This is a genomic window from Streptomyces sp. NBC_00086 (assembly GCF_026343255.1).
Classification (GTDB): Bacteria; Actinomycetota; Actinomycetes; order Streptomycetales; family Streptomycetaceae; genus Streptomyces.
In genome coordinates, this window is sequence record NZ_JAPELZ010000001.1 from 143,602 (window position 1) to 163,354 (window position 19,753).

Sequence of the window (19,753 nt, forward strand, 5' to 3'; positions counted from 1 at the left end):
CTAGGGTCGATCGTCCGGGTCCGCGCGGACGGGCGGAGCGGGCCCGGAGGGTCTGGGCCGGGTTGGCGCGGTGCGAGGAGGACGGCCTGCGCCGGGCGGGCAGTGCGGGGCGGATCCGGTACGGGGCCGGGCGGTCCCGGCGAGCGGGCGCCCGCACCGGCGGAAATTCCGTACCGCCGCGGCGGGCAGTGGATCAGACTCGCCCCATGGAAGACATGGCGGCGTTCGGGGATGCGGTGACCGCGTGGGCGGCCGGTGACGCCGGTGGGCTCGGTGACGTGGGGTACGCAGGGGAGGCGGCGGACACGGCGCGCGAGCTGGCCGCGCGGCTGCCCGTACGGACCGTCGTGCTGCTCGAAGGGGCGAGCGACGCCGAAGCCGTCGATGCCCTGGCCTCGATGCGGGGCCGGAACCTGGCCGCCGAGGGGGTCTGTGTCCTGCCCATGGGCGGCGCGATGAGCGTCGCGCGGTTCGCCGGGTTCCTCGGACCGCAGGGTCTGGGCCTGCGCCTGACGGGACTGTGCGACGAGAGGGAGCGCGACTTCTACGTGCGCGGCTGGGAGCGGGCCGGCGCCGAGCCCCAGGGGTTCTTCGTCTGCGCGGCGGATCTGGAGGACGAGCTCATCCGCGCACTGGGCGTGCCCAGGGTGGAGGAGCTCGTCCGGGAGGAGGGGGACCACCGCGCCCTGCGGACCTTCCTGCGCCAGCCCGCGCAGCAGGGCCGCACGGCGCAGCAGCAGGTGCGGCGATTCCTCGGCACGAAGAAGGGACGCAAGATCCGCTACGGCCGCGTCCTCGTCGAGGCGCTCGACGAGGACCGCGTACCGGCGCCCCTCGAAGAGCTGCTCGCGAGCCTGTGACCCGCCGCCGCCCGCACGCGGGGTCAGCCCAGCTGTTCCAGGAAGAAGGCCGCCGCGTCCTTGCCGGCCCGTACTCGGGCGGTCGGGTCGGCGGGCTCCGGGGCGATGAAGTCGTCGTGCCGGACCGCGGGACCGATCGGGCGGCCGGTCGCGGTGGGGATGTGCTCCAGGTACGGCCTGGTGTCGATGTCGTACGGGGTGATCGTGTCCGCTCCGCCCCAGCGGATGGCGACCGGTAGCCGTACGGCCTCCAGGCTCTCCCGGGTGACCATCCCGCCGACCCCCGGCGCCACCAGGAAGACCGCCCGTACCCGGGGATCGGAGAGGTCGCGCCCGCCGGGTTCCAGCGTGCGTTCCGGAGCCTCGTCGTTCGCGTACTTCGCGCGCAGCGCCTCCAGTACGCCGGGGAACTCGGGGATCGCCGGCAGGGGTGCCGCGCCCGTGAACACGGCCCGCAGGATGCCCGGGTCGACGCGGGCTCCGGCGAGCGCCGCGGCCGTGTAGCCGCCGATGGAGAAGCCCGCCACGCCGACCGGACCGAGGGGCTCTTCCCGGGCGAGCGCGTCGAGGACGAAGGTGATGTCCCGGGGGCGTTCCCAGACGTGGAGGAAGCCCTCCGGCTCGTAGCCGTCGACGAAGTTGTTGCCGTGGTGGTCGAGGGCCACCACCCGGAAGCCCGCCGCATGGAGCGGGCGTACCAGCCACTCCATCTCGCCGCCCGAGCCTCCTGTGCCGTGCGAGACGAAGACGAGCGGGGCGGGTGCGTGCCCGGCAGCGCTCTGCTCCCACACGTACAGGCGGACCGGCCGGGCACGGGCCGGATCCCGCAGGTCCGGGCGGGACTCGTCGTACAGGATTCGTATCAGCGGCTCTGGCATGGAGGCGATCATGGCGGGATCGTACAGAGGGAGCACCGGCGGGCGCCCCGGGACCCGGCCGCACGCCATGTCTGCCCAAGTCACCGGAGGTCAGCGCATCTTGAGCTCGTGTCCGGGGGCGAGGGCCGCGGAGATGCGTTCGGCTATGGTCTGGGCCGAGTTGCCCTCGGGACTCTTGGGGCCCTGGGTCACGGTGACGGAGATGGCGAGCTTCTCCGCGGGCAAGTAGGCCTGGATGGCGGCGTAGCCGGAGAAGGACGGGTTCGTCAGGATCCAGCCGTTGACGACGATCACGCCGAGGCCGAAGTGGTGGGCCTCCGTGTTGGTCAGGAGGCAGACGGTGTCCGGGCAGGAGGCCGTCGGGTGGCCGAGGCCGATGGTGCCCGGGTCGAGCTGGGTCTTGAAGGACTTCGCCGACAGCAGCTCCCCGGTCCCGACGGCTCGCGCGGACCGGTCCAGGTCACAGATGTTCTGGACGAGGACCGCACCGGGAGTGGTGGTCCACGAGGGGTTCCAGAAGGTGGATTCCTCGTAGGTGCCGCGCTCTGAGGTGAAGGCGTGCAGGACCGGTTCCGGGATCTGTGGGGTGGCCTGGTTGCTGGTCCCGCTCAGCCCGAGCGGTCCGTACACGCGCTCCTTCAGCAACCGGTCCAGCGGGAGGCCGCTGATCTTCTCCAGTGCCTCGCCGAGCAGGTTGAAGTTGGCGTGCGAGTAGCTCCAGTTGGTGCCCGGCTTGTAGAGCAGCGGCTTGTCCGTCGCGATGCCGATGACCTCGGCCGACGTCCACGCGCGGAACGGTTTGGCCTCCAACTCCGCGAGGAACGCCGGGTCGGTGACGTAGTCGTGCAGGCCGGACGTGGAACTGCCCAGCATGCGCAGGGTGATCTCCGATCCGTGCGGCACGTCCGGGAGCCAGCGGGACACGGGGTCGTCGAGCGAGGCTTTGCCCTCGTCCACGAGTTGGAGCAGGACGGCGCCCATGTAGACGATGGCCACGGACCCCGTACGGAACTTCATCGCCGGCTCGGCCGGGACTCCCGTCATCGAATCCCCGAGGGCCGTGGTGAGCACCTCGCGGCCGTCGGAGGACACGCGCAGCACCACCGAGTTCAGGCCGAACTCCCGCTGGGCCTGCTGCGCGATGGTGCGGACCTTGAGCGCGTCGCCCTGGGCGGTGCCGGGTGAGTTCACGCATGCCCCCGGAGCCGGGGCGGCCGGCTCCACGCCAGCGGCCGTCCCCGCCGGAAGGGCCGCGCCCATCAGACCGGCGATGCACAGCAAGACCGTACGAGTACGCCTCACGGATCCAGTATGGGCGGGCCCCGCGCGCGGCGCATGTGGTGGCGGGGGGAACCGGGACGACCTCAGAGGAACCGGACAGATCCTCCCCCGCATCCACACCTGACGGCCGTTCAGATGGAGAGAACCGCCCCGCGGGGACTTCCAGAGCCATGTGATGTGTGCCATGTTACATCGCACACTGCATAGCCGTGTACACGACAGAGCTGAAATCCCCACCAACTCCCGTCGACGTCACGGTCCGCTTTCCACATTCGCCGCGTTGCCAGCGCGGCCGCAGACCGGCTCGGAGGCCCACCCCCCATGCGTAGTTCCCCCACCACGAAGGGCCGTGCCCGGCCCCTCATAGCCGCTCTGGCCTGCAGTCTGGGCCTGACGATGCTCGCCCCCGCCGGCCAGGCCCTCGCGCGCGAACCGAAGCCCGCCTCGCCCGCTCCGGCCTTCAAGTCCGGCGCCGCCCCGCAGCCCTCGACCCCGGCCGCCACGGCGGCCGCGCTCCGGGCCGAGCACGCCGCACGTCCGGACGCGGACCTGTCCGAGCGCGCCCCGCTCCGGTCCACGAAGGAGGCCGCGCGCACCGAACAGCGGTCGTCCAAGGCGATGCTGGCGCCCGGCGCCGCTGCCTCCGCCGAGGCCCTCGCCGCGGCCTGCAACGTCGCGGACTTCACCTCGAAGACCGGAGCCGCGCTGGTCAGCCAGATCAAGGCCTCCGAGATGGACTGCGTGAACTCGCTGTTCCTGCTCAAGGGCAACGACGCGCAGGCCGCCTTCCGCGAGGCGCAGATGGTCTCGGTGGCCGATGCCCTGCGCACCGCCTCCGCCACCTACCCGGGCGACAACAGCACCAAGACCGGGCAGCTCGTACTCTTCCTGCGTGCCGGGTACTACGTGCAGTGGTACAACGAGTCCACCGTCGGCACCTACGGGCCGGCCCTCAAGAGCTCGATCCGGGGCGCCCTGGACACCTTCTTCGCCGCTCCGCGCGCGGCCGACGTGACCGAAGCCAACGGCGCGACCCTGGCCGAGTCGGTCATCCTGATCGACAGCGCCCAGGAGAACGCCCGCTACCTCGGCGTGGCCAAGCGGATGCTGACCGGCTACAACTCCTCCTACAACAGCTCCTATTCGATGGTCGCGGCGGTCAACAACGCCTACACCGTGCTGTTCCGCGGCCACCAGACCGCCGAGTTCCTGCCCGCCGTCCAGGCCGACCCCAGCATCCTCACGGTGCTGCGCGACTTCGCCGTCACGCACGACGCCCTGCTGGGCACGGACAAGAGCTACCTGCCGGCCAACGCCGGCCGGGAGCTGGGCCGTTTCCTCCAGCACTCGGCGCTCCAGGCGACCGTACGGCCGCTCGTCAAGCAGCTGCTGGACCGCACCTCGATCACCGGACGCACCTCCTCCCTCTGGGTGCCGCTCGCCGAGATGACCGCCTCGTACGACGCGGCCAACTGCTCCTTCTACGGGACCTGCGACCTGCCGGCGCGGGTGCGTGCGGCCGTCCTGACGGTCAACCACACCTGTAGCCCGAGCCTGCGGATCGTCGCGCAGCAGATGACCGCCGCCGAGCTCGGCGCGAGCTGCACCAGCCTGGCCAACCAGGACGCCTTCTTCCACAACGTGGTCAAGGACGGCGGCCCGGTCGCGAACGACAAGAACACCGCGCTCGAAGTGGTGGCCTTCGACTCCAGCGCCGACTACCAGTCCTACGCCGGTGTCATCTTCGGGATCAGCACCGACAACGGCGGCATGTACCTGGAGGGCGACCCCTCGGTCACCGGGAACCAGCCGCGCTTCATCGCCTACGAGGCGGAGTGGGTCCGGCCGGAGTTCCAGATCTGGAACCTCAACCACGAGTACACCCACTACCTCGACGGCCGCTTCGACATGTACGGCGACTTCGACGCGGGGATGACCACCCCGACCGTGATGTGGGTCGAGGGCCTGGCCGAGTACATCTCGTACTCCTACCGGGGCGTCACCTACGACCGTGCCGTCACCGAGGCGGGCAAGAACTCCTACAAGCTCAGCACGCTGTTCGACACCACCTACGACAACTCCGACTCCACCCGCGTCTACCAGTGGGGCTACCTGGCGGTGCGCTACCTGGTCCAGTCGCACCCGCAGGACGTGGCGACGCTCCTCGGCCACTACCGCACCGGCAACTGGGCGGCCGCCCGCACCCTGCTCACCTCCACCATCGGCACCCGCTACGACGCGGACTTCGCCGCCTGGCTGGTCAAGTGCGCGGCCGGAGACTGCGGCGGCCCCACCACCCCGCCGGTCAACCAGGCCCCGGTGGCCGGGTTCACCGCCGCCGTGAACGCCCTCGCGGTCACCTTCACCGACACCTCCACGGACGCGGACGGCACCATCGCCTCCCGCGCCTGGGACTTCGGTGACGGCACCACCTCCACCTCCGCCAACCCGGCCAAGACCTACACCACGGCCGGTACGTACGCGGTCAAGCTCACCGTCACCGACAACAAGGGCGCCAGCGCCACCACCTCCAAGGCGGTCACCGTCGGCAGCGCCGGGCCCGGCGAATGCACCAGCCCCGACGTCCGGGTGCTGGGTGACGACTGCCGCCGCTCCAACGTCTCCGCCACGACCGGCAACTACGGGTACTTCTACCTGGACGTCCCGGCCGGCACCGGATCCCTCAAGATCTCCGTCTCGGGCGGCACCGGCAACGCCGACCTCTACTACAGCCCCACGGGCTGGGCCACCACCAGCAACTACACCGCCCGCTCGGCCCAGGCCGGCAACACCGAGTCCCTCACCGTCAACAACCCCGCGGCCGGCCGCGTCTACATCAGCCTGCATGCCGTCCAGGGCTTCGCGGGCGTCACCGTCTCGACCCGGTTCGGGACGGCCCAGGTGGAGTGCCCGGGCACCGACGTCCGAGTACTGGGCGCCGACTGCAGCCGCTCCAACGTCTCCGCGACCGCCGGGAACCACCGCTACTTCTACGTGCACGTCCCCGCCGGCACGGCCTCCCTCAAGATCACCGTCTCCGGCGGCACCGGCAACGCCGACCTCTACTACAGCCCCACCACCTGGGCCACCACGAGCAACTACACCGCCCGCTCGGCCCAGAGCGGCAACACCGAGTCCCTCACCATCAACAACCCGCCGGCCGGCTACCTCTACGTCAGCCTGCACGCCGCCCAGGACTTCGCCGGAGCCACCGTCTCCAGCCGCTTCTGAGCCCGCACGGCACACCGGCCCCCGCCCCTCCGAGGAGGGGCGGGGGCCGGTTCCGTACGCCGTCAGGAGTAGGCCTCGACCTCCCACAGCGAATAGCCGTAGCCGGTGGCCCGCTGGGTGCCGGTCACCCGGAGGTGGCGTCCGCTGCCATTGAGTCCGGTCAGGTCGTCCGTACCCCCGTCGCTCGTGGTGGTGGAGTACACGTCCCTCCAGGTGGTGCCGTCGTCCGACAGCTGGACCTTGTACGCGCGGCCGTGGGCGACCTCCCAGCCCAGGACCACCCGGTTCACGTTCTTCACGGACCCCAGGTCGACCTGGATCCACTGCGGGTCGGCGAAGGCCGAGGACCAGCGGCTGGTGGCGCTGCCGTCGGTGGCGGCCGTCGCCGGGTAGTCCGCGGACTGGACGGAGGAGGCCGTCGTCGGCCTGTTCAGGGCCAGGTTGGACGAGGTCGTGGCACCCAGGTCGTCGACGGTGAGGTCGTCGAGGACCAGGTCCCGGTCGGCGTTGGAGGTCTCGGCCGTGAGCTTGCGCATGCCGATCCAGGCGTCCACCCCGGCCGTGAAGGTCTTGGTGAAGGTGTTCGTGGTGCGGGCCTGCGGCAGCGTGTCGGAGGAGACCTGCCCCGTGCCGGCGCCCAGGGTGAAGGCGTAGTCCCCGGCCACCGACTGCTGGTACTTGAAGGTCACCTTGTACTGGTGGCCGGGCTCGAAGCGCAGGGTCTGCGGGATGGTCTGGTAGAGCAGCCCGGGCCGTTCCTCGTGGGATTTCAGGGAGTTGCCGCCGGCGAGCACGTCGTCGATCAGCTTGCCGTTCCAACCGGCCTGCGTGTACGGGGCGTTGAGCTGTGCCAGGTGGGTGCGCGGGTCGGCCGTACTGCCGCCCGCCGAGCCCACGACGAAGGGGTACCAGCCGGAGTCGACGTTCTCGAAGTCCTCCGCGAAGGTGTGGCCGCCCTGCGGACTGCGGGCCGTGCGCACCACGCGCACGTCGTCGAAAGCGGCCGTTCCCGCCGCCGCGTCGGCGCGCAGGGCCAGGGTGGCGGTGGACTGCCCCGCCGGGACGTCGAACAGCACCCGCATCCGCTGCATGGTGCTGCCGTTCTTCTCGTCCGCACCGACGTTGTTCGTGTACGGGGAACTCGTGGCGTAGGCACTCTGCTCGGTGCCTCCCGCCGGGGTCACGGCCAGGGTGGCCCTGCGTCCGGTGGCGGTGGAGACGTACACGCTCGCCGCGTAGGTGCCCGGCGCGAGGCCGGTGAGCTGCTGCGACACGGAGGTGGCGCCCTGCCCGACGGTCAGCTGCGACTGGCCCACCGCGTTGCGTGTGACGGACGCGGCCCCGGCGACCGTCCACTTCGACAGGTTTCCGGAGGTGAAGCCCGGGTCGCGGACGGGGCCTCCCTCGCCGAATCCGGCGTCCGCCTGGGCGGGCGCCGCGGACGGGTAGACCACGTAGGGGGTCTTCGCCGCGGCGGTGACGGTGACCTTGCCGCCGGTCACCGGGAGGTCCGAGACCAGGACGCGGCCCTGGTCGGTGAGCTTGTACAGCTTTGCCGTGCCGTTCTGGGCCCAGGAGGCGGGCACGTTCCAGGTGGAGGTGCCGCCCGCGCCGCTCCAGTGGTAGAGCTTGGACTCTCCGCTCTGGTTCCAGGGGAGCAGGTAGGTGTCGCCGATCAGGACGGGATGGCCGTCCTTGCTGATGGTGCGGGTGTTGCCGCTCAGGGTGGCGCTGACTCCGCCGTCGAAGTCGATGCGGTTCGCGGCCCACTTGCGGATGGTGAAGCCCTGGAGGTACTTGGTGGGCAGGTTGGTGGTGAAGGTGGTGTTGATGAAGTTCGCGAAGTCCTTGGTGCCCTGCCAGCCCTCGTAGGCGGTCAGGGTGCCGCCGCCGAGCAGCGGGTGTCCGGCGATCCAGTCGTCACGCTGCTGGTTGCGGATGAAGCGCACCACCTGGGAGTTGACCCCCTTGTAGTTGCTGCCGCCGTAGTTGAGGTCGTTGGCCCAGTGGGACCAGAGGGACTGGTCCTCGAACTTGTCGGGGAACTCGGTGGTGAGCTGGTAGCCGAGGCCGTTGATCTCGCGGGCCAGCGCCTGGGAGGTGTAGCCGTCTCCGTACCAGGTGTCCACGTAGAGGAACTTCAAGTCCGGTGCCACCGCCTTGAGTTCCTGCAGGCGGGCCAGGCGTTTGCCGCTGGTGCCGTCCAGCCGGTAGTTGAGGTGGTAGGACTGGTCGAGGTAGTCCCATCCCTTGTCGGCGCCGCCGTTGTTGAGGAGCGTCGGGTCGAAGGTGCGGGCGACCGGGTAGGCCTCGGTGTCGTTGATGTGCACGCCGATGTCGGCGTTGTAGCCGGCGCCCGCCGCGACGAGGGTGTTCAGGTCGGTGGCGCCGCCCTGCCGGGTGCCGACCAGCCCGTAGTCGGGGTGGGCCGAGTCGTGGCCCTCGGAACCGTAGCCCTTGAGCAGGACGAACTGGCCGAGCCCGTCGGTGGCCCGGGCCACACGCTTGGTCTCGTCCAGGGTCTGGAGGAAGGGGTGCGTGGCCTGGGAGGCGAAGTTGTACGGGATGCGCTGCACCACTCGGCGGGCGGTGTCCTGCCAGCCCTGGGGGCTGGTCATGATCGAGCGGAAGGCGATGGCTCCGTCCTGCCAGTCCACGGTGGAGTCGGCGTTGCGGTCCCCGGTCACCACCACCTTGGCGTAGGGCAGCGGTTCGGTGCCCGGCGCGCCGGCGGCCCGGTGCAGCCAGTCGCCGCTCCACAGACCGGCCCTGCGGTAGCCGGACTTGGCCACGGTCTGCTTCTGGATCCGTCCGCTGTCCGCCGCGTTCTGGCCGGACGGGTTGTCGTAGGAGGAGTTCGTGGCGATCGACGCGGCGAGTGAACCGGTGTTGAGGATCGCGTACATGGCCCCCTGCGGGGAGCCGTCCGCCGTCGTGCCCGAGGTGAGGGTGGTGAAGGTGTCGCCGGTGCCGGTGGTGTTGGTGTTCATGCGGGTGGTCTCGACGGCGGCGCCGGGCTGGGCGCTGCGCACCGACACCAGGTTGTGCTGCGGGATCGACAGCGAGGTGATGGGTACGGCGCTGTCCGCGATCGAGGTGACGGCGAAGGTGAGGGTGCTGCCGCTGACGGACAGGGTGGCCTTGACCGTGTCCCCGTTGGTGAAGGCCAGCGTGTAGTCGACGTGGTCGGCCGAGACGGCGCTGGTCACGGCCGGGGTCTGCGCGGAGCCGTTGAGGTTCACCTGGGTGAGGGGGTCCTCGTTGCCGTAGAGGACGGCGCCGGTGGCCTGGTCGGTGTACTGGACGACCCGGGGGAAGGCCGTGTCGACCTGCACGGCGAGGGCGGGTGAGGCGATGGTGACGGTCCCGGCGGCGGTGGCCGGCACCGCGGCGGCCACCAGCGTGGTGCCGAGGCCCAGGGCGGCGGCGCAGAGGAGGGACGTGGGGCGGAGCGGTCTCATGGGACTCCCTGGTGGTGGGTCCGGTACGGGTTCCTTGCGGGGGTTCGGTACGGGGCCTTGCGGGGGTCGGTACGGAGGTCTCGCGCGGGTCGGCACGGGGTTCTGTGCGGTCGGTACGGCGCCTTGCGCGTGGGCTTACGGGCCCCCGGGCGGGGTGTCGGGCCGGTGGGTCACCAGCGCAGGACGGCCCAGCCCCGGTGGGGCAGTTCGGGGTCCAGGCGCAGGGTGCGGTCCTGCCGTTCGGTGTCCGCCGGGCGGGGCTCGGCGAGGGGCGCCAGGACGGTGGCCGCGACCGCGACCGCGTCCGGGAGGGCGGGCAGGTGCACCGTCGGCCGGGCGGGGTCCTGGCAGCCGTTGGCCACGGTCAGGGTGGTGACTCCGTCCGCGTACGAGAGGTGCGGGATCAGGTACGGGCCGCCGCTGACCAGGGGGAGGCGGGGATCCTCCCCCTCCAGGAAGCGGACCGTGCGGTGCAGCAGCCGCTGCGCGTGGTCGTCGGCCGGCAGCGCGCGGGGGTCGGTCGCGGCGAGTACGGCGACGCGTCCGCCGAGGGCGTTGGTGAAGACGGTGCGGCCCGCCCCCCAGGCGCGGCCGTCCGGGGTGCGGACCTCGCTCCACCGCAGGGCCCCGGGTGCCTCCCGGAGCCGGGCCAGGGCGGGTTGGGTGTTGACGCTGAGGAGGAGGCCCGCGAGGTCCCCGCCCGCTGCGGCGCACAGCTGCTCGGTGGCGTACGGGCCCGGTCCCCCGACGGTGGCGGCCGGGGCCTCCCGGTCCACCGGATCGGCCGCGGCCAGCCCGATGAGGGGGCCGAAGCCGCGCCGGTGCAGGATCGTCGCGGCGGTCCCGTCGAGCAGCAGCCCTCCGGCCAGCAGGGCCCGTACCGCCTGATCGTCGAAGGCCCAGGCCGCGGGGCCGAACAGGGCCTGGACCGGAGCCGGTTCGGCCGTGACGGGCACTCCGTAGCGCAGCAGGAAATCGGCCGCCGGGCCCGGGTCCACGGCCAGCTCGCCCAAGCCCGCGCCGTGCGCCCGTACGTGGGCGGCGGCGTCCTGGGCGAAGGGCAGGCCGACGCCCAGGGTGCGCTGTCCGCGCGGATGCTGCCGGCGGACGTGGTCCAGGGCGGGCCGGGCGCGGCGCAGCAGTTCGGCGATCCGGGGGTGGCGGCCGGGGCTCGCTCCGTGCAGGGGGTACAGGTTGAGCAGGAGGGCGTCGGCCCCGGAGAGCTGGGCGGCGACCATCTCGGACCAGGTCTGGACATCGGATTTGGACCAGGCGGTGTGCGGCCAGTTCTCGATCTCCGGCTCGCTGTCCACGAACTCGGGCCGCAGGGAGCGCTGGAGTTCCGGCATCCACAGCTGCCGGGCGAGTTCGCGTCCGGGGGCGTCGGCGTACGGGGCGAAGTGCGGGCGGTGCGCGGCGCGGCCCCCGGGGGCCAGGGCCCCGAAGAGCGCGCCCCAGTCCCGGCCCTCCACGGAGGCGGCGTCCAGGCCCGAGCTCATCAGCCCGGTCCGGGAGCGGCCGCCCGAGCGCCGGTGCACTTCGACGGCCACCTGCGCGGCCACCTCCTGCTGCGCGGTCCGCCAGACCCGTTGCCACAGGGCCCGGAGCGGGTGCGGGGGGCCGGGGGCGGTGAGTGCGGAGACGAGCTCCGGTCGGGGGACCGGGCGTCCGGCGAGGGCGGCCAGCCGGTCGAGCATGAGGGGTTCGAAACCGCCGCCCCAGCCGAGCGGGGCGTGGTTGTGGAAGCGGAAGTCGTCCTCCAGCCACAGGACGCGGAAGCCCAGCTCGGCGAAGCGTCCGTAGTGTCCGGTCAGCCAGGCGCGCCAGCGCGGGCAGGCGAAGGAGGCCTGGGACGTGGAGACTTCCCCGGCCGGGGACACCATCGGGGCGAAGCCGTGGGTGTCGGTGCGGCCCCGGTCGGCGTGGCCCGTGGTCACCCAGGGGTTGAGGCTCACGTCCAGGCCGGCGCCGAGGAGGACCTCTTGCGCGGTGGCCGCGGCCTCGTACCAGAGGTCCTCGTGGGGTCCGGTGAGATGCCCGGTGAAGTGCTCCTCGGCCCCGAGGAGCAGCACCACTTCCGCCACACCCGCGTCGGTGCAGGTCTTGGCCAGTTCGGCCGCCGTGGCCGCGACGGCGTCCGTGCCTTCGTACGGATGGATCTGGAACCGCAGGTGGTACCGGGCATTCACGCCGTGGGCCTCCTCGCCGTCAGCTCGCGGCCGAACTCACCGCCGCAGCAATTAGTTTGGTTAGGATCTGAATTAATGAGAGTCCCGTCAACCCCGCGTGCCGCATCCGCTCCGGAAGGGGGCAGCGGGACCCGGGGGCACGGGTGGCAGACTCTCGGGGACGGCAGTGAGGAGCACCGGTGAGGACTGATCCACGAAGCACGCAGCGCAGCGACGACGGGGGCGGGCGGGGTGACGCCGGCATCGGACCCGTCGTGATCAACGGCCCGGCCAGGCCGGCCGGGAGGGCCTCCATCCGCCGCGCCAACCTCGGTCTCGTACTGCGCCTCCTGCGCGACGCCGGACCGCGCTCACGCGCGCGGATCGCCGATGACGCGGGGCTGCCGAGGCCCACGGTCACCGGGCTGGTCACCGAGCTCATCGAGCTCGGCCTGGTGTGCGAGGGGGACGCGGAACGGGACGGCTCGGTGGGCCGCCCGGGCCAGAGCGTCCGGATCGACGGGCGCGCCCTGTGCGGGATCGGCCTGGAGATCAACGTCGACTACCTGGCCGCCGTTGCCCTCACCCTGGGCGGGGACACCGTCTTCGAACGGCGGGTCGCCATGGACGTCCGCGGCGCCGGACCCGAGGCCGTCCTGGACTGCGCCGCCGAGCTGGTCCGTGAGGCCCTCGGCGTCCTCGACGCCGCCGCGATCGCCACGGCCGGGGTCACCGTCGCCGCCCCCGGGGTCGTCGACATCGCCGCGGGCACCGTCGTCTACGCCGCGAACATCGACTGGCACGACGTGGAGGCGGTCAGCGGGATCCGCGCCCGCCTGGGGCGCGGGGCTCCCCCGCTGCGCCTGGAGAACGACGCCAAACTCGGCGCGGTGGCGGAGTACTTGGAGGCCTCCGCGGCCGGCATCCACGACCTGATCTACGTCACCGGCGAGACGGGCGTGGGCGGCGGCATCATCAGCGGTGGCCGCCTCCACCGCGGCGCCGCCGGCTTCGCCGGGGAGATCGGCCACATGCCGCTCGACCCGGGCGGCGCGCTCTGCGCCTGCGGGCGCCGGGGCTGCTGGGAGACCATGGTCGGCCTCACGGCCCTGCTGCGGCACGCCGCCGCCCCCGAGGATCCCGTACACGACCCCTCCCTCGACCTGGAGGCGCGGCTCACGGACCTCCAGGCACGGGCGGCCGCCGGGGACGCCCGCACCCTGGAGGCCCTGGACCGGGTCGCGGACGGGCTCGGCCTCGGGCTGGCACTGCTGGCGGACGTCCTGAACCCGCGCGCGGTCGTGCTCGGCGGGTACTTCACCTACTTCGGCGACCGGCTCGCCCCGCGGGTGGAGCGGCTGATGGCCGAACGCGTGATGGCCCCGGACACGGGCGGCTGCCGTCTCCTGCTGTCCACCCTCGGCTTCACCGCCCCGGCCCGCGGCGGTGCGCTGCTGGCCCTCGACCCGGTGTACGAGGACCCGGCGCAGACCGTGGCGACGGCCACGGGGGCCTGACCTCGGAGGGGGAAGCCGGGGCCGGCCTGACCTCGGAGGGGGAGGCCGGGGCCCGAGACCCCGGCCGCCGGGCGTACCCGCGTCACCGGCAGCGCTCACGCCCCGACGTCGCCGCCGGGCCCGCTCACGCCACACGTCACCGCCGGTGCCTCACTCCCCCTCGGCCCAGAACGGCCGGGCCCGGAGGGACGCGGCGCGCACCGCGTCCCCGTCCAGGACCAGGACGGCGTCCCGCAGCCCGCGTTCCGGCCACGCGCACGACAGCGTGAGCGGGCCCGGCGGCGGCAGCGGCCGGATCCACAAGGTCAGGCGCACGTCCCCGCCACCGTCCGGGCCGCCCCAGCTGCCCTCGTACCCGCTGACGACCATCGTCGGTCCGCGCCCGTCCCGCGGGCCGGTCGTCTCGTCCTGCACCACGTCCCGGCCGTCGGCGAGCCGGAGACGGAATTCCGGTTGCGCGGGCCCGTCGGGGCCCAGGGGATCGGGCTCCCGCCCAACGGGGTTCGAGGACGCCCCGCGCGCGTGGGCTTCCACGTCGATCTCCAGGCCGACCGGGTGGGCCAGGACCTGCCGGGCCACCACCACGACCCCGTCCGTCCGGCCGATCACCACCGGTCCCGCGACGTGTCCGCCGATCATCCGCGGCGGTGACCGCCACTCGGGCAGATCGCCGGTACTCCCCTTAGCCGAATCGTCAACCATGATCAGAGCGTAGCCAGTTGGGGTGGCCCCGGTACGGCCGAAGCAGAACGCCGCCGCAAGGCCCGGCCGGCCCGGCCCGGCCACGCAAGTCTTCGACGCCTGTTCACTCCCCCGTGACCTGCATCTTCCCGGCGGGGGCGGTGTGGGCGGTCAAATAATCAGAGCACAGGTCTGGACCATATGAGATGCGCCAATCCCGTGGCCGATTGGCCTTGTTGGCCGCGCTGAAACAATTGGTCTATACCTTTGACGCTATGGTGGCCACCTGAAACAGGCGCAAAAACAGCTGTTGAGGGATTTATGACCTTGTCTCACCTTCCGCAACCTCCTTCCGACGAAGAGCTCTACTGGTACTTCGGCCCGCAACGGCGCTGGGTCCTGATCAGCACCAGCCTCGCCTTCGTCTTCACCGCCGCGACCATGTTCACCTTCGCGCTGCGCACCCCGGCCCTGTGGGCCTTCCTCGCCGTCCTGGGGCTCAACCTGGTGGCCCTCGTGCTCTCCTCGGTGAACAGCCTGCGCCAGCGCAGGCTGACCCGGCCCTCCCACGAGGTGCTCGTACGCGCCTGGCAGCCCGCCCGACTGCCGGGAGTGGACCTCTACTTGCCGACCTGCGGGGAGCCGCTCGCCATCCTGGACAACGCCTACCGCGCGGTCTCGGCCGTCGACTGGCCCGGCTCACTCACCACTTGGGTCCTGGACGACGCCGACCGGCCCGAAGTCGCCGCACTGGCGGCCTCGTACGGGTACGAGTACGTCGTACGGCCCGACCGGGGACACCTGAAGAAGGCCGGGAACCTCAATCACGCACTGACCCTGAGCAGTGCCGAGTTCATCGCCATCCTCGACGCCGACTTCGCACCCCGGCCGGACTTCCTGCGCCATCTCGTGCCCTATCTGGCCGACCCGGGCGTCGGGATCGTGCAGAGCCCGCAGTGCTTCGACACCGACGGCACCATGGGCTGGGTCCAGCGGGCCGCGGGCTCCGCCCAGGAGTGGTTCTTCCGCTGGATCCAGCCCTCCCGCGACGCCAGCGACGCCGCCATCTGCTGCGGCAGCAACGCCGTCTACCGGCGCGCCGCCATCGACCTGGCCGGCGGCTTCGCCCGCCTCGACCACAGCGAGGACCTGTACACCGGCCTCGCCCTGCACGCCCAGGGGTTCCGCACCGTGTACGTGCCGGTGCTGGTCGCCAAGGGCACCTCCCCCGACGAGGTCACCTCCTTCGTCAACCAGCAGTACCGGTGGGCGATGGGCAACCTCCACCTGCTCACCTCGCCCGTCCTGCGGGGCATGGGCGCGCCCTGGCGGATGCGGCTGTGCTTCTACGAGGGCATCGTCGGCTACCTGGCCGCCGCCGTGAACACCTTCGCGGCGCCGCTGCCGCCCCTGGTGATGATGTTCTGGTACCCGGACGACATCCGGCCCTGGCACGTGCTGCCGCTGCTCGCCCCGCTGTGGCTCTGGCACGTGCTGCTGCCGCGGATCAGCCGGACCCGCTGGCGGGTGGAAGTGATCCGGGCGAACGTCCTGACGAGCGTCGCCGCCGCCACCGCCTTCCTGCACACGCTGCGCGGCCGCAGCGCCGACTGGGTGCCCACCGGCACCCGGGGCCCCGCACGTTCCGGCGGGATGGCCCGCCGGGTGGTGGGCGTCTCGCTGATCTGGCTGGTCCTGTCCAACGGCGCGGCCGGGACGGGCCTGGCGCTGGCCGTGGCCCGCAACGGCTGGGAGCCCAACTGGGGTCTGCTCCTCTACTTCGTGGTGCAGTGCCAGATCAACGGCCCGCTGGTCCGCGACCTGATCGCCGAGCTGCGTCCGGGGACGCGCTCCGGGCGGGTGCGGACCGCCGCGGAGTCCGGCCCGGCTCCGGCCGGCGGCCGCCCGCGCAGCCTCGTACGGGCCTTCGCCGACCGCTCCCGCAGCGGCGTCCTGCCACGCCGCTGGCCCGAGACCCTCGCCGCCTCGGCGGTGCTCCTGCTCACCGGCCTGCTGGCATCCGGGTGGGTCAACCCCATGCTTCCCTGGCTGAGTTGAAAGGCTCCACCTCCATGCACTCCCCCGCACCACCTCCCTCACCCTCCCCCGCGCCGTCTCCCGCGCCGGCCACGCCGACGCCCGACGCACGGCACGACCCACCGCGCGCCGAGCCACCGCGCGACGCCGCCCCGCCGACCGGCCCCCCGGGCGCCCCGGCCCGCTCCGGCGGCGAGTCCGGGCCCAGCCCGCACCGCTCGGCGTTCCGGCCCGACATCGAGGGGCTGCGCGCCGTCGCCGTCCTCGCGGTCCTCGCCTTCCACGCCGGGGTTCCGGGTCTCGCGGGCGGATTCGTCGGCGTGGACGTCTTCTTCGTCGTGTCCGGCTACCTCATCACCGGCCTGCTCGTCCGTGAGGCGATCACCACCGGCCGGATCCGGCTTCTGGACTTCTTCTCCCGGCGGGCCCGTCGGCTCCTGCCCTCCGCCGCCGTCGTCCTCGGCGCGGTGGCCCTGGCCGGGGCCTGGCTGACCGTTCCGCTGCGGCGCGCCGACCTGGAGTACGACGTGGTCGTGGCGGCGCTCTCCGCCGCCAACTGGCGCTTCGTCGCGCAGCGGACCGACTACCTCGCCGCCGGGCAGGAGCAGAGCCCGCTGCTGCACTTCTGGTCCCTCGCTGTCGAGGAGCAGTTCTATCTCCTCTGGGCGCCGCTGCTCGCCCTGATCGTGCTCGGCACGGTACGGGCCGTGCGCCGTGGACGCGCCGTGCGCTCCGCCGTCGCCCTGGCGGCCGTACCGCTGGTACTCGCGTCGTTCGCGCTGTCGCTGCGCTGGACGGACCACTCCCCCTCCCTCGCCTACCTCGCCACGCCCTCGCGGGTCTGGCAGTTCGGGGCCGGGGCTCTGGTGGCCCTGCTGCCCTGGCACCTCATGCGCGGCCCGCGCCCGCTGCGGCTGCTGTGCGGCTGGGCCGGGGGTGCGGCGATCGTCTGGAGCGTCTTCGCGTACGACGCGGCCACGCCCTACCCCGGCCACGCGGCCCTGGTGCCGACCCTGGGTGCGGCAGCCGTGATCCTCGCCGCGATACCCGGCCGGGGCGAGCGCAGCACACCGGGGATCTACGGGATCGGCCGGCTCCTCGCCGGGCGCGGTCCCCGGGCGGTGGGGCGGCTCTCCTACAACCTGTACCTGTGGCACTGGCCGGTGCTCGTCTTCGCCGAGGCCCGCTTCGGCACGCAGGACTGGCCGGTGAAGGCCGCGCTCACCCTGGGCGCCGTCCTCCCCGCCTACGCGACCATGCGCTGGGTCGAGCAGCCGCTGCGCCGCAGCCGTACCGTCTCCGAACTCCCGCGCCGCGGGCTGTCGGTGGGCATCACGGCCGTGGTCATGCCGGTGCTCCTCGCGCTCGTGGTGGGCACCACGACGCTGAACCTGCTGGGTCCGGCAACGCCCGTCCAGATGGGCGGGCTGCCGCCGGGCGCCGCTTCCGGCCCGCACCTGCTCGCCCGTACGGGCTCCGCGCCGCTGGAGGCCGGTCCGGTCGTACCCGGCCCGGCGCAGGCGCGGGGGGACTTCCCGCCGGACGGGGAGTGCGAGGTGGCCCCGGCCGTGACGCGCAGCCCGGACTGCCTGTTCGGCGCGGTGGACAGCCCGGACCGGATCGTGCTGCTCGGCGATTCGCACGCCGGCCAGTGGTTCTCGGCGATGCTGGCCATGGCCGCGCAACGGGGCTGGGCACTGCAGGAGTTGGTCAAGCAGGGCTGCCCACTGCCGCAGCTTGCGGTGGACAGTCCCCAACTCGGCCGCGCCTACCGGGAGTGCGACACCTGGCGCGCCGACACCCTGGAGCGGCTGCGGGAGCAGCCGAAGCCCCGGCTCATCGTGATCTCCTCGCTCAACCGCTACACCTCCGATTCCGGACTCCTCGCCGAGGGCTGGGAGAAGACCCTCGAACCCCTGCGGGCGATCGGTGCGCCGATCGTCTACATCGAGGACACCCCCGTACCGGGTACGGACGTCCCCGCGTGCGTGTCCGGCAGCCCCGAGGAGCCCGCCGCCTGCGCGTTCAGCCGTACGCAGGCCCGGCAGCCCGATCCGCTGGCCCGGCTGATCGCCTCCGGCGCCCTGCCCGGCGTACGCGCCGTGAGCGTGAATCCGGTCCTGTGCCCGGGTGACGGGCCGACGTGCCCGGCCGTACTGGACCGCATCCTGCTCTACCGGGACGACGCCCACCTGACCAACGTGGCGGTCGTCGTACTGACCCCCCGGCTGGAACGGCTGCTCACGGATTCCGGGGCGCTGCCCGCCGTGGGCGCAGCGGCTTCCGCGGCCGGGGAGGCCCGCTCGGCGGGGTGGACCGAGGTGTTCCGCGACGAGTTCGACGGCCCCGCGGGAAGCCCGCCGTCCGCCGCCAACTGGCTGCACGACATCGGAACTTGCTACCCGGGCTGCCCCGCGGCCCAGTGGGGCACGGGTGAGATCGAGACGATGACCGACTCGACCGACAACGTCCGCCTCGACGGCAAGGGCGCACTGGAGATCGTCCCCACCCGTACGGACGACGGCGCGTGGAGCTCGGGCCGCATCGAAACCCGGCGCGCCGACTTCGCGGCCCCGCCCGGCGGAACCCTGCGGATCGAGGCGGCGATCGCCCTGCCCGGGGTGACCGGCGCCAAGGCGGCGGGTTACTGGCCGGCGTTCTGGACCCTCGGGGCGCCGCTGCGCGACGGGTACACGGGCTGGCCGGGCGTCGGGGAGCTCGACATCATGGAATCGGTCAACGGCCGGGACAGCGTCTTCGCCACCATGCACTGCGGCACCCTCGAAGGCGGCCCGTGCCGGGAACCGGCGGGCCTGAGCTCGGGCCCCCAGCCGTGCGGGGACTGCCGTACGGGCTTCCACACGTACGCCGTCGAGGTCGACCTCTCCCCCGGGGCCGAGGAGGTGCGCTGGTACCTGGACGGCCGGGTGCACCACCGGGTGGCGGCCTCCCGGATGGACCCGGACACGTGGAAGCGGGCGGTGGACCACGGCCTGTTCCTGATCCTCAACGTGGCCATCGGCGGCGGCCTCCCCCTGGCCGACGGCGCGACCCCGGGCCCGGACACCGAACCGGGCCACCCGATGCGGGTCGACCGGGTGACCGTTTCCACGCGGCGGTGAGGCGTCAGTCCCCGCCGAAGCCGCGGAAGGTCCCTGAGCCATCGGCCAGGTCGGCGTACTCCGCAAAGTCCATGTTCGAGAGGCTGAGGTTGGCCGAGACCGCGGGAAACCAGCGGACCGGAACCCTGAACGTCCGTCCCGGTTCGATCCAGAGGTCCACGGCCAGGAGCGGGTGGACCGGGTCGTCCATCGCGGTGGCGTCCGCCAGGAACAGGTGGGTGATCCCTACCTGTTCTTCCGCGGCGGCCGCTTCGTCCACCAGCGCCCGGACGTCCGCCTGCGCGAAGCGGAGGTCGCTCACATGCGTGGCGTGGCTCCACTCGTCGGCGCCCTCGACCGCGGCCCGCAGGGCGTCCCAGGCTCCCTCGTCGCCGAAGTGGGTGCGCAGCACCAGCGACGTCAGGTCATGGGGCTGAGGCAGGGGCATGGGGCCGATGCTCCCACCCGGCGCTGACATCGGCCGGACGCCGCCCCGGGCCGCCGGACGGGGTCTGCCGGCCGGCAGCCCCCGTCCGGC

Annotated in this window: 11 protein-coding genes; 5 read left to right on the forward strand and 6 right to left on the reverse strand. The window is 72.6% G+C overall.

Going from position 1 to position 19,753, the window contains the following annotated elements; genetic code table 11:
* The first annotated feature begins 206 nt into the window (after positions 1–206).
* Positions 207–860 (forward strand): TOPRIM nucleotidyl transferase/hydrolase domain-containing protein, encoded by a 654-nt coding sequence (locus OG276_RS00670; protein ID WP_266901579.1) that lies wholly within the window; start codon positions 207–209, stop codon positions 858–860.
* A gap of 23 nt (positions 861–883) precedes the next feature.
* On the opposite strand, the gene OG276_RS00675 is transcribed toward OG276_RS00670, so the two are convergent.
* A complete protein-coding gene (locus OG276_RS00675; protein WP_266901581.1) occupies positions 884–1,750 on the reverse strand; it encodes an alpha/beta fold hydrolase in 867 nt (288 codons plus the stop codon).
* A 78-nt stretch (positions 1,751–1,828) separates the two neighbouring features.
* Positions 1,829–3,040 (reverse strand): serine hydrolase, encoded by a 1,212-nt coding sequence (locus tag OG276_RS00680; RefSeq protein ID WP_266901583.1) that lies wholly within the window; start codon positions 3,038–3,040, stop codon positions 1,829–1,831.
* Positions 3,041–3,340: 300 nt separating this feature from the next.
* Here OG276_RS00680 and OG276_RS00685 point away from each other — a divergent pair, with 300 nt between their 5' ends.
* The gene (locus OG276_RS00685) at positions 3,341–6,250 is read left to right on the forward strand and encodes a collagenase (RefSeq protein ID WP_266901585.1); all 2,910 of its coding nucleotides are present in this window, start codon (positions 3,341–3,343) and stop codon (positions 6,248–6,250) included.
* Between the two features lie 62 nt (positions 6,251–6,312).
* On the opposite strand, the gene OG276_RS00690 is transcribed toward OG276_RS00685, so the two are convergent.
* Together OG276_RS00690 and OG276_RS00695 are read right to left on the reverse strand one after the other, a co-directional pair.
* Positions 6,313–9,711, reverse strand: coding sequence for an endo-alpha-N-acetylgalactosaminidase family protein (locus OG276_RS00690; protein WP_266901587.1), 3,399 nt, complete (start codon positions 9,709–9,711; stop codon positions 6,313–6,315).
* Positions 9,712–9,881: 170 nt separating this feature from the next.
* Complete coding sequence (locus tag OG276_RS00695) at positions 9,882–11,900, reverse strand: hypothetical protein (RefSeq protein WP_266901589.1); 2,019 nt, start codon at positions 11,898–11,900, stop codon at positions 9,882–9,884.
* Positions 11,901–12,079: 179 nt separating this feature from the next.
* On the opposite strand from OG276_RS00695, the gene OG276_RS00700 reads away from it, so the two are divergent.
* Positions 12,080–13,396, forward strand: a complete 1,317-nt coding sequence (locus OG276_RS00700; protein ID WP_266901591.1) for an ROK family transcriptional regulator — start codon at positions 12,080–12,082, stop codon at positions 13,394–13,396.
* 150 nt (positions 13,397–13,546) lie between these two features.
* Here the strand turns inward: OG276_RS00700 and OG276_RS00705 are convergent, their stop codons facing one another.
* Positions 13,547–14,098, reverse strand: coding sequence for a hypothetical protein (locus OG276_RS00705; RefSeq protein WP_266901593.1), 552 nt, complete (start codon positions 14,096–14,098; stop codon positions 13,547–13,549).
* Positions 14,099–14,398: 300 nt separating this feature from the next.
* Between OG276_RS00705 and OG276_RS00710 the strand changes: the two genes are divergently transcribed.
* Positions 14,399–16,135 carry a cellulose synthase catalytic subunit gene (locus OG276_RS00710; RefSeq protein ID WP_266901595.1) on the forward strand — a complete coding sequence of 579 codons (1,737 nt, stop codon included), beginning with the start codon at positions 14,399–14,401 and terminating at the stop codon, positions 16,133–16,135.
* Between the two features lie 14 nt (positions 16,136–16,149).
* The gene (locus OG276_RS00715) at positions 16,150–19,236 is read left to right on the forward strand and encodes an SGNH hydrolase domain-containing protein (RefSeq protein WP_266901597.1); all 3,087 of its coding nucleotides are present in this window, start codon (positions 16,150–16,152) and stop codon (positions 19,234–19,236) included.
* A 4-nt stretch (positions 19,237–19,240) separates the two neighbouring features.
* Here OG276_RS00715 and OG276_RS00720 read toward each other — a convergent pair whose 3' ends face one another.
* Positions 19,241–19,663 carry a hypothetical protein gene (locus OG276_RS00720; protein ID WP_266901599.1) on the reverse strand — a complete coding sequence of 141 codons (423 nt, stop codon included), beginning with the start codon at positions 19,661–19,663 and terminating at the stop codon, positions 19,241–19,243.
* Positions 19,664–19,753: the final 90 nt, after the last annotated feature.

Excerpts from the sequence above, each read along its gene's own strand:
- OG276_RS00670 (WP_266901579.1), top strand. The coding sequence starts at position 207 with ATGGAAGACATGGCGGCGTTCGGGGATGCGGTGACCGCGTGGGCGGCC.
- OG276_RS00675 (WP_266901581.1), bottom strand. The coding sequence starts at position 1,750 with ATGATCGCCTCCATGCCAGAGCCGCTGATACGAATCCTGTACGACGAG.
- OG276_RS00685 (WP_266901585.1), top strand. The coding sequence starts at position 3,341 with ATGCGTAGTTCCCCCACCACGAAGGGCCGTGCCCGGCCCCTCATAGCC.
- OG276_RS00690 (WP_266901587.1), bottom strand. The coding sequence starts at position 9,711 with ATGAGACCGCTCCGCCCCACGTCCCTCCTCTGCGCCGCCGCCCTGGGC.
- OG276_RS00705 (WP_266901593.1), bottom strand. The coding sequence starts at position 14,098 with ATGGTTGACGATTCGGCTAAGGGGAGTACCGGCGATCTGCCCGAGTGG.
- OG276_RS00710 (WP_266901595.1), top strand. The coding sequence starts at position 14,399 with ATGACCTTGTCTCACCTTCCGCAACCTCCTTCCGACGAAGAGCTCTAC.
- OG276_RS00715 (WP_266901597.1), top strand. The coding sequence starts at position 16,150 with ATGCACTCCCCCGCACCACCTCCCTCACCCTCCCCCGCGCCGTCTCCC.
- OG276_RS00720 (WP_266901599.1), bottom strand. The coding sequence starts at position 19,663 with ATGCCCCTGCCTCAGCCCCATGACCTGACGTCGCTGGTGCTGCGCACC.